Annotated in this window: 12 protein-coding genes; 9 read left to right on the forward strand and 3 right to left on the reverse strand. The window is 69.6% G+C overall.

Annotated elements, in window-relative coordinates; translation table 11 throughout:
- Positions 1-69: 69 nt before the first annotated feature.
- The 3 genes from ABDW35_RS24310 to ABDW35_RS24320 all read left to right on the forward strand — a co-directional run bounded on the left by ABDW35_RS24310 (position 70) and on the right by ABDW35_RS24320 (position 4,095).
- Entirely contained in the window at positions 70-1,101 is a 1,032-nt protein-coding gene (locus tag ABDW35_RS24310; RefSeq protein ID WP_343716447.1) for an SLBB domain-containing protein, read from the forward strand.
- Positions 1,102-1,247: 146 nt separating this feature from the next.
- Entirely contained in the window at positions 1,248-2,561 is a 1,314-nt protein-coding gene (locus ABDW35_RS24315; protein WP_343716448.1) for a malonyl-CoA decarboxylase, read from the forward strand.
- Between the two features lie 13 nt (positions 2,562-2,574).
- Complete coding sequence (locus ABDW35_RS24320; protein WP_343716449.1) at positions 2,575-4,095, forward strand: malonyl-CoA synthase; 1,521 nt, start codon at positions 2,575-2,577, stop codon at positions 4,093-4,095.
- A 3-nt stretch (positions 4,096-4,098) separates the two neighbouring features.
- Here ABDW35_RS24320 and ABDW35_RS24325 read toward each other — a convergent pair whose 3' ends face one another.
- The 3 genes from ABDW35_RS24325 to ABDW35_RS24335 are packed head-to-tail and all read right to left on the reverse strand — an operon-like array spanning position 4,099 to position 5,177.
- Positions 4,099-4,434: a hypothetical protein gene (locus ABDW35_RS24325; protein ID WP_343716450.1), complete on the reverse strand. Its 336-nt coding sequence runs from the start codon at positions 4,432-4,434 to the stop codon at positions 4,099-4,101.
- 59 nt (positions 4,435-4,493) lie between these two features.
- Positions 4,494-4,835, reverse strand: coding sequence for a hypothetical protein (locus ABDW35_RS24330; protein ID WP_343716451.1), 342 nt, complete (start codon positions 4,833-4,835; stop codon positions 4,494-4,496).
- A gap of 24 nt (positions 4,836-4,859) precedes the next feature.
- Complete coding sequence (locus ABDW35_RS24335; protein WP_343716452.1) at positions 4,860-5,177, reverse strand: hypothetical protein; 318 nt, start codon at positions 5,175-5,177, stop codon at positions 4,860-4,862.
- A 498-nt stretch (positions 5,178-5,675) separates the two neighbouring features.
- Here ABDW35_RS24335 and ABDW35_RS24340 point away from each other — a divergent pair, with 498 nt between their 5' ends.
- The 6 genes from ABDW35_RS24340 to ABDW35_RS24365 all read left to right on the forward strand — a co-directional run.
- On the forward strand, positions 5,676-6,005 hold the full coding sequence (locus ABDW35_RS24340) for a hypothetical protein (protein ID WP_343716453.1): 330 nt from the start codon (positions 5,676-5,678) through the stop codon (positions 6,003-6,005).
- A gap of 353 nt (positions 6,006-6,358) precedes the next feature.
- Complete coding sequence (gene rpsB, locus ABDW35_RS24345) at positions 6,359-7,153, forward strand: 30S ribosomal protein S2 (RefSeq protein ID WP_343716454.1); 795 nt, start codon at positions 6,359-6,361, stop codon at positions 7,151-7,153.
- A 105-nt stretch (positions 7,154-7,258) separates the two neighbouring features.
- Complete coding sequence (gene tsf / locus ABDW35_RS24350; protein ID WP_343716455.1) at positions 7,259-8,185, forward strand: translation elongation factor Ts; 927 nt, start codon at positions 7,259-7,261, stop codon at positions 8,183-8,185.
- Between the two features lie 45 nt (positions 8,186-8,230).
- On the forward strand, positions 8,231-8,956 hold the full coding sequence (gene pyrH / locus ABDW35_RS24355) for a UMP kinase (protein WP_034840559.1): 726 nt from the start codon (positions 8,231-8,233) through the stop codon (positions 8,954-8,956).
- Positions 8,957-8,994: 38 nt separating this feature from the next.
- Positions 8,995-9,516 (forward strand): ribosome recycling factor, encoded by a 522-nt coding sequence (gene frr, locus ABDW35_RS24360; RefSeq protein WP_343716457.1) that lies wholly within the window; start codon positions 8,995-8,997, stop codon positions 9,514-9,516.
- A gap of 8 nt (positions 9,517-9,524) precedes the next feature.
- A partial coding sequence (locus ABDW35_RS24365; RefSeq protein ID WP_343716456.1) for an undecaprenyl diphosphate synthase family protein occupies positions 9,525-9,780 on the forward strand: 256 nt, incomplete at its 3' end.

Genomic DNA, 9,780 nt, shown 5'->3' on the forward strand with positions numbered 1-9,780 from the left:
GGCTTATATTGCGAACCCAGATCTTTTACAACGTTTAGATTCGACGATATTCCGGACCTGCTGCCCTTCGTGATCGAGCACGTGGTCGCGCTCGACGGCCAGGTGCGGGTGCCGGGCAGCTATCCGATCATCCCGGGCACCTCGCTCGCCACCGTGCTCGACATCGCCGGCGGCACCACGGTCGAGGCTGATCGCCGGGCCATTGAGGTCGGCTATTTCTCGACCCTGTCGCCATCCAACGTCGCCGGGGCCTGGCGGTCGGTGCAGAGCCTCGGCGCCACCACCGCCTCGATCAAGCTGAACCCGGGCGACAGCGTCCGCATCCCGCAGAGCCCGCAGCTGCGCGAGGACGGGACGGTGACGCTGGCCGGCGAGTTCACCCATCCCGGCCGCTATGTGATCCGGCGCGGCGAGACGCTGCTGCAGCTGATCCAGCGTTCGGGCGGCTACACCAACCAGGCCTTCCCCTATGGCGCGGTGTTCACCCGCGAGGCCGTGCGACAGCAGCAGCAGCAGGGGTATGAGCGGACCGCCCGCGAGATCCAGGCCGGGTTGCCCCAGCTGGTCCAGCAGACCAGCGGCGACGACAGCGCCAAGAGCGCGACCGCGGCGCTGCCGGCGATCCAGAGCCTGATCTCGGAGCTGAAGAGCATCCCGGCCGCCGGCCGCGTGGTGATCGAGGCCGACCCCACGGTGCTGGCCGCCAAGCCGGAGCTCGACTTCACCTTGGACACGGGCGACCAGCTCTTCGTGCCGAAGCGGCCGCTGTTCGTCACCGTCTCGGGCGAGGTGCTCAACCCGGGCACGGTCCAGTATGATGGCAAGCTGACCGCCGACGACTATGTCAACTTCGCCGGCGGCACGACCGAGGCTGCGGATACCGGCCGCGCCTTCGTGATCATGCCGAACGGCCAGGCGCAGCCGCTCGACCTGTCGTCCTGGAGCTACAGCTCGGTCAGGGTGCCGCCCGGCTCGGTCATCATCGTGCCGCGCGACCTGAACCCGTTCGACCTGTACCGGCTGGTCAAGGATGTCGGCTCGATCGTGCAGAGCCTGGCAGTGTCCGCCGCCTCGCTGGTGGTCATCAGCCGGCGCAACTGACACCGGATCGATCGGGAGAAGGGGGCGGCGCCGACGGCGCCGCCCTTCTTCTTTGCGGGATCGCCGGCATGCGCCAGGCGCGATTGTCGCGCAGGCGCGAAGCGCACTAGCCTGACCGGGTCTGGTGGCAGCGGAACGGGCGCCTGATGCAGATCGCCGACCTCTTCAACTCGATCGCCGATCGCGGCCTCGAGCTCTTCGCCTTCGGCCGCGGCCGGGCCTGGCCGCAGGACCCGCTCGGGCTCTGCCGCGCGCTGCTGTCCGAGCGCGGCGAGGCGTCGGGCATCGCCCTGGCGCGCGAACTGGTGGCGCTCTATCGCGGCCTGGACGCGGCCGGGCGCGAGGCCTTCTTCACCATGCTGGCGCGCGATTTCGGGCCTGACCACGCGGCGATCGCGGCGGCCGCGCGCGCCTTCGTCGCCGACCCTAGCGCGACCGGCGCCCTGGCCTTGGCCGAGGTGGCTGAGCCGCCGCGGCGCGAGCTGCTGCGCCGCATCAACATGCTGCCCGAAGGCACGGAGTTCGTGATCCGGCTGCGCGCCGACGCGCTCGACCTCGCCGACGGGAATCCGGAGCTGCAGATCGTGGATGCCGACCTGAAGCACGTGCTGACCGACTGGTTCTCCGGCGGCTTCCTGGAACTGCGGCGGATCACCTGGGAGACGCCGGCGATCATCCTGGAGAAGCTGATCCAGTACGAAGCGGTGCACGCCATCCCGGGCTGGGAGTTCCTGCGCCGACGCTTGGCCGAGGACCGGCGCTGCTATGCCTTCTTCCACCCGGCGCTGCCGAACGAGCCGGTGATCTTCGTCCAGGTGGCGCTGGTGCGCGGCCTGGCGGGGGAGGTGGCGCCGCTCCTGGATCCCAAGGCGCCGGTCGGCGACCCGGCCGCGGCGGACACGGCCATCTTCTACTCGATCACCAACACCCAGAAGGGGCTGCGCGGCATCTCCTTCGGCAGCTTCCTGCTGAAGCAGGTGGTGGCCGACCTGCAGCAGACCCTGCCGAACCTCACGACCTTCTCGACCCTGTCGCCGATCCCGGGCTTCCGGCGCTGGCTGGAGACGGCGGCGCCGCAGCACGAGGTCGCGGCGGTGCGGGACGCGGCGGCCGACCTGCTGCCGGCCCTGGCGGCGGGCGGGCTCGAGGCGGTGGGGGCGGACAGGACCCGGAAGGCGGCGCTGACCGGCCTCTGCGCCCGTTACCTCGCGGCCGAGCTGCGGCCGAATGGGCGGCTGGTCGACCCGGTGGCGCGCTTCCATCTCGGCAACGGAGCCCGGCTGGAGCGGCTGAACTGGGCCGGCGATATCTCGCCGAAGGGGCTGGAGCAGGGCTGGGGACTTCTGGTCAACTACCTCTATGATCCGGCGGAGCTGGAGCGGAACCACGAGGCCTTCGTCAATGCCGGCAAGGTGGCGACGAGCCGCGCGGTGGCGCGCCAGCTGAAGCCCTATCTCTGACCCGTCGAGCCGCATGACCAACCTCTACCACGCCCTGTCCGCCCGCTTTCCCGCCGACCGGTCTAAGCCGGCGCTGGCGCTCGCCGATGGCGGCCGCATCTCCTATGCGGAGCTGGAGGCCGCCAGCGGCCGCTACGCCAACCTGCTGCGGCGGCTGGGCGTGGCGCCGGGCGACCGGGTGATGGTACAGGTCGACAAGTCGCCGGCGGTGGTGGCGCTCTATCTCGGCTGCCTGCGCGCCGGCGCTGTCTACCTGCCGCTCAACACCGCCTACACCAAGGGCGAGGTGGCCTATTTCGCCGGCGATGCCGAGCCGGCGCTGGCGGTGTGCCAGCCGGCGCGGCTGGAGGAGATCGAGGCGGTGGCTCGGCCGGCCGGTGCGAAGGCGGTGCTGACGCTGTGCGCGGCCGGGGAGGGGACCCTGGCCGAGGCCGCGGCGCAGGAGCCGGACGGGTTCGAGACGCTGCCGCGCGAGCCCGACGACCTGGCCGCGATCCTCTACACCTCCGGCACCACCGGCCGGTCCAAGGGGGCGATGCTCAGCCATGACAACCTGCTGTCGAACGCCCTGACCCTGCACGATTACTGGGGCTTCCGGCCGGACGACGTGCTGCTGCACGCCCTGCCGATCTTCCACACCCACGGCCTGTTCGTCGCCACCAACTGCGCCTTGCTGGCCGGCGCGACCATGCTGTTCCTGCCGAAGTTCGACGGTGCGGAGGTGCTGCGCCTCTTGCCCAGGGCCAGTGTGATGATGGGGGTGCCGACCTTCTATACCCGGTTGCTGGAGCAGCCCGGTCTCACCGCCGAGGCATGTGCGCACATGCGGCTGTTCATCTCCGGCTCGGCGCCGCTGCTGGCCGACACCTTCGAGCAGTTCCGCCAGCGCACGGGGCACACCATCCTCGAGCGCTACGGCATGACCGAGACCAACATGAACACCTCGAACCCGCTCGACGGCGAGCGGCGGGCGGGGACGGTCGGCCTCCCGCTGCCCGGCGTGTCGTTGCGGGTGGTCGGCGAGGATGCGAAGCCGCTGCCGCAGGGCGAGATCGGCGTGATCGAGGTCAAGGGCCCGAACGTGTTCAAGGGCTATTGGCGGATGCCGGAGAAGACCGCCGCCGAGTTCCGGGCCGACGGCTTCTTCATCACCGGCGATGTCGGGGTGGTGGACGATCGCGGCTATGTCTCGATCGTCGGCCGGGCCAAGGACCTGATCATCACCGGCGGATTCAACGTCTATCCGAAGGAGGTCGAGAGCCTGATCGACGCCATCCCGGGCGTCGAGGAATCGGCGGTGATCGGCCTGCCGCATCCGGATTTCGGCGAGGCGGTGGCCGCCGTCGTGAAGATGCGGCCGGGCGCCGTGCCACTCGACCCGGCCGCGGTCCAGGCCGCGCTGCAGGACCAGCTGGCCCGCTTCAAGCAGCCCAAGGCGGTGTTCGTGGTGGCGGAGATTCCGCGCAACGCCATGGGCAAGGTGCAGAAGGCGGCCCTGCGCGAGCAGTACAAGGCCACCTTCTTCCCGGCCTGAAGGTTAGAGCGGGTCGCGCTTCGAGTTGCTGAGCAGGCCCTCGCGCCGGGCCACATGGTTGGGCCCGGCCGTCCGCGCCAGCGGGTCGAATTCGGGCGCCGGGGCGATCTGGACCAGGCCAGGGTCGCGCCAGGGCGATCCGGTCTCCTGCAGGGCCGGCTTGTCGAGCGAGAAGCCGGTCGCCAGGAGGGTCGCGTCCAGGTAGCGGCACGCATCCTCGGCGCTCTCCGCGAACACCACCATGTCCTTGACGAAGTCGGCGCCGTTCTCGGGATCGACGGTGCGCCAGAGCGGATCCCGGCGGCGGTCGGGGTTGATGCGGACGGAATAGGCGTGCATGGCCGCAAGCCTCGTTGCCAAAGCTGGCCAACACGGCGGGCGCCGCGCCGGTTCCAGGATCAGCGGCAGGCGGCTTTGCCGGAATCGATATGGAAGCTGCGCGGGCCCGGCATTGCCGGTTTGGTGCTGGCGGCGGGGTCGTCGACGATGCGGATGTCGAGCGTGCAGGGGCCGGCCTGGATCCGGTACAGGTCGTCGGCCGGCCGCTCGATCCGGTCGATCGGGTGCCCCTGCAGCTTCTCGGCCAGCTCGTTGCTGTCCAGGATCGCCTGGAGCTCCCGCAGGCGCTGCCAATAAGGCGGCAGCGCCGCCTGGGCTTCGGCCGCGGCCGCGAGGAGGAGCAGGGCCGTGATGCCGGCGGCGGTAATGCTGTAACGGGGATCTGTGGAGAGCAGCGTCATCGGCCTCCTCCTGGCCGGCCTGCCTCAGGCGCCGACGTTCGGGATGAAGAAGCAGCGCATCGAGCCGTCGGGCTTGCGGCACAGCCAATAGTTCTGGTCTTCGCTGAACTGGGCTTGGTCGGTCAGTATCAGCATCGACAGGGGCCGGATCATATACCCGTCGGGGCGCACCTGGACATCGCGGGACGCGAAGGCGGCGCAGTCACGGGGGCCGCAGCATTGCTCATGCGTGCCGGACAGGTTGCGGTACTGACCGTTCTGGATCCATGCCGCCGGTCCATGGGCGGCCGCGCTGCCGGCGGCGAGTGCGAGCGCGGCCGCGAAGGGAAAGAGGATGCGCATCAGCGCCCTCCTGCCAGGTTGCGGGCGACCGGGCATCCCGCCCGACCGGCCGGCCCAGTGCGGCCGTCTGCAACAGGCCTGCAGGAGGAACAATGGAGCCGACCCGCATCTTCGTTCCACTGGATCTTGGGCCATGGGCCAGGAATCGGCGACTCCGGCTGCGGCCGGAGGCTGGAACGATCGGTCCAGGCAGCGCGCAAAGCCGCTCCGGCCCAGGCATTCCGCGGCATTCGCTTTGGCCTTGACTCCGAGGGAGCGCAGGCATACATGGCCGATGACGCCGAGCGAGCTCAGGCCCGCCCGGCGCCAATCTCACAACGAGAGACAGATGGACGACCACCCTAGTCGTGGCGTCGCCGAGGCCGATCGGGCCGCGGTGACGTCACCGGAACATCACTGGATCGCACTCGGCGTCGGCCGGGTGGATGGCGTGAGCCGGACCTAGGGTCGGAGCGCCGTTCGCCCCGTTTCCGCCGCGTGCGGGATACGGAGCGAACGATGAACCTCGCTTTTCTCTCCTGCTTCGATCGCCGCCTGCGCCTGGCGCTGGGCGCCGTGATCTCCCCGCGGGCCGAGGCGCTGGCCGCCCTCCCGCGCTTCCGCAACCGTGACCTGCGCCACGACCCGATCCGGGACGGGGACAAGGTCCTGCTGCGCTGGACCCGCGATGCGGAGACCGGCAAGCTCGTCGCCCGCTGGGACGAGCCGGCCGCAGCCGCCGCGCCGGCCCAACCGGTCGTGCCGGTCGACGATTTGGCCGAGCACCGCGCCCGCCGGGCGCAGCGCTACCGCTCGCGGTTCGTCTGGACCGACCGCCGCAGCGCCTAGAGACCGTCTGCAAATGCTACTGGCGAGGCCGTCTGACGGCGGACTCGAAGCTTCCGGTGCTCACGGACTTTAACGTCCGCTGCGCTCCGGTTCTCGAAACCACCGCCAGCCGACCCACGCCAGCGCATTTCCAAACGGTCTCTGAGCCGTGTCGGCCGGGCAACCGATCGCCCGGCTTGCATTTCGCGGGCGCAGGGCGTATCAACCGCGCCGTCGTCAATCCCACACGCGGGCATCGCGGCCTGCCACGGCAGTGGCTCGGTCGCTCCGGTGCTTTTCGCCATATCCGCAATCCGCGGTGCGGCGAGGGGCAAAGCCCGCGGCGGAACAACCGGAAAAAGGACCTTCCGACCATGGCTACGCCGACCTTCACCATGCGCCAGCTCCTGGAAGCGGGCGCGCATTTCGGCCACCACACCCGCCGCTGGAACCCGAAGATGGCCCCGTACATCTTCGGCGTGCGCAACGGCGTGCACATCATCGATCTCGAGCAGACCGTGCCGCTGCTGCACCGCGCGCTCGACGCCGTCCGTGAGGTCGTCGCCAATGGCGGCCGCGTCCTGTTCGTCGGCACCAAGCGCCAGGCACAGGACCAGATCGCCGATGCGGCCAAGCGCTGCGGCCAGTACTTCGTCAACCATCGCTGGCTCGGCGGCATGCTGACCAACTGGAAGACGGTGTCGCAGTCGATCCGCCGTCTGAAGGAGATGGACGAGCAGCTGAACCAGGGCGCGCAGGGCCTGACCAAGAAGGAGCAGCTGACCCTCACCCGCGAGCGCGACAAGCTCGAGAAGGCGCTGGGCGGCATCCGGGACATGGGCGGCCTGCCCGACATCCTGGTGATCATCGACACCAACAAGGAATCGATCGCGGTCCTGGAAGCCGCCAAGCTCGGCATCCCGGTCGTGGCCGTGCTGGACAGCAACTCCAGCCCCGACGGCATCACCTTCCCGGTGCCGGGCAACGATGACGCGCTGCGCGCGATCGAGCTCTACTGCGAGCTGTTCTCCGGCGCCGTCATCGCCGGCATCCAGGCCGAGATGACCGCCAGCGGCGCCGATGTGGGCGCGCTGGAGGAGGCGCCGGTCGAGGAGGAGCTGCCGCCGCCGGCCGAGACCGGCGGCGAGGCGGAACAGCCGGCCGCCTGAGCCGAGAGCGAACCAGGGGCGGCCCAGAAAGCCGCCCCTTTCTGTCGATGAGGGCGCCTGCGACCGCAAGGGCGCGGCGCCGAACGAACCGGATGCGAGGACGATATGGCGGAGATCACGGCAGCGCTGGTGAAGGAGCTTCGTGAGAAGACCGGCGCCGGCATGATGGATTGCAAGAAGGCGCTCAACGAGGCCGGCGGCGACCTGGAAGCCGCGGTCGACTGGCTGCGCAAGAAGGGCCTGGCCGCCGCCGCCAAGAAGGCCGGCCGCGTCGCCGCCGAGGGCTTGGTCGGCGCCGCCGTCGAAGGCAACCGGGGCGCGCTGGTCGAGGTCAATTCCGAGACCGACTTCGTGTCGCGCAACGACAAGTTCCAGGGTCTCGTCTCGACCCTGGCCGGCCTCGCCCTGCAGGCGAATGGCGATGTCGCGGCGCTGGCCGCCAGCGCCTATCCCGGTACCGGCCGCACCGCCGGCGAGGAGGTGACCCAGATGGTCGCCACCATCGGTGAGAACATCAGCCTGCGCCGCAGCGCCGCCCTGTCGGTGTCGAACGGCGTCGTTGCCGCCTATGTGCACAGCCCGGTGTCGGCCGGCCTTGGCAAGATCGGCGTGCTGGTGGCGGTGGAGTCGACCGGTGACAAGGCCAAGCTGGAGGCTTTCGGCAAGCAGGTCGCGATGCACATCGCGGCGGCCCGGCCGGACGCGTTGCACATCGCCGATGTCGACGCCGCGAACCTGGAGCGCGAGCGCGCCGTCCTGGTCGAGCAGGCCCGTGCCAGCGGCAAGCCCGAGGCGATCATCGAGAAGATGGTCGAAGGCCGGATCCGCAAGTACTACGAGGAAGTGGTGCTGCACGAGCAGGTCTGGGTGCTGGACGGCGAGACCAAGGTCCGCGCGGCGATCGAGGCTGCGGCCAAGGATGCCGGCGCCCCGGTCACCGTGACCGGCTTCGTCCGCTTCGTGCTCGGTGAGGGCATCGAGAAGGAGCAGGGCGACTTCGCGGCCGAAGTGGCGGCCACGCTCGGCCGCTGAGCCGAACGCAAGAACAGATTGGCGGCGCTGAGGGAGTGGAGCGACATGGCGAAGGCGGCCCAGTATCGACGGGTGCTGTTGAAGATTTCCGGGGAAGCTCTGATGGGCGACCAGGATTACGGCATCGACCCGAAGATGGTGGAGCGCATCGCCGATGATGTCGCCCAGGTCCACGCCCTCGGCGTCGAGATCTGCATGGTGGTCGGCGGCGGCAACATCTTCCGCGGCATGAGCGGCGCCGCCTCCGGCATCGAGCGGGCGACCGCCGACTACATGGGCATGCTGGCCACGGTGATGAACGGCCTGGCGCTGCAGAGCGCCTGCGAGCACAAGGGCCTGCACACCCGCGTGGTCTCGGCCATCCCGATGCAGACGGTGTGCGAGCCCTATATCCGGCGCCGGGCGATCCGGCACATGGAGAAGGGCCGCGTCGTCATCTTCGTGTCCGGCACCGGCAACCCGTTCTTCACCACCGACACCGGCGCCGCGCTGCGCGCCTCCGAGATGGGCTGCGATGCCCTGCTCATGGGCAAGCAGGTCGACGGCGTCTACGACGCCGACCCGCTGCGGGTCGAAGGGGCCAAGCGCTTCGACCGCTTGACCTACATGGATGTGCTGGCAAAAGATCTCCGCGTCATGGATCATGCGGCGATCTCGCTGGCCCGTGAAAACAAGATCCCGATCCTGGTCTTCTCCATCAACGAGCATGGCGCGTTTGCGGAGGTGGTCGCGGGGCAGGGACGCTACACCATCGTGACCGAGGAGGGCTGAGCGTGGCCAAAGCCGATCTCGACGACATCTCCCGCCGCATGGCGGGTGCTCTGGAGTCCCTGCGCAAGGATCTTGCCGGTCTACGCACCGGCCGCGCCAGCATCAGCCTGCTCGAGCCGATCACGGTCGACGTCTACGGCGCCCAGATGCCGCTGAACCAGGTCGGCACCATCGGCGTGCCGGAGCCTCGCATGCTGACCGTGACGGTCTGGGACCGCAGCTCGGTCAAGGCGGTGGAGAAGGCGATCCGTGATTCCGGCCTGGGCCTGAACCCGCAGACCGAGGGCCAGACCATCCGCGTGCCGCTGCCGGAGCTGAGCGAGGAGCGCCGGCGCGAGCTGACCAAGGTCGCCGGCAAGTACGCCGAGGCCGCCCGTGTCGCAGTGCGCAATGTCCGCCGCGACGGCATGGACGCGCTGAAGCGGGCCGAGAAGGATCACGAGATCTCCGAGGACGAGCACAAGCGCCTGGCCGACAAGATCCAAGGCCTGACCGACGCCCGCATCCGCGAGATCGACGAAGCGGCGGCGCAGAAGGAAAAAGAAATCCTCCAGGTCTGAGCACCGGGATGCACCGTTTCGCCCCCAAGGCCGAGGATCAGCCCGCGCTCCATGTCGCGATCATCATGGACGGCAACGGCCGTTGGGCGACCGGCCGCGGCCTGCCGCGCGCCATCGGCCACCGCCAGGGCGTCCATGCCGTGCAGCGGACGATCGATGCCGCCATCGCGCTGGATGTCGGCTATCTGACGCTGTTCGGCTTCTCGACCGAGAACTGGCGCCGGCCGATCCTCGAGGTCGGCGAGCTGATGAAGCTGCTGCGCT

This window comes from Inquilinus sp., from assembly GCF_039594555.1.
In the GTDB taxonomy this organism is placed as follows: domain Bacteria; phylum Pseudomonadota; class Alphaproteobacteria; order DSM-16000; family Inquilinaceae; genus Inquilinus.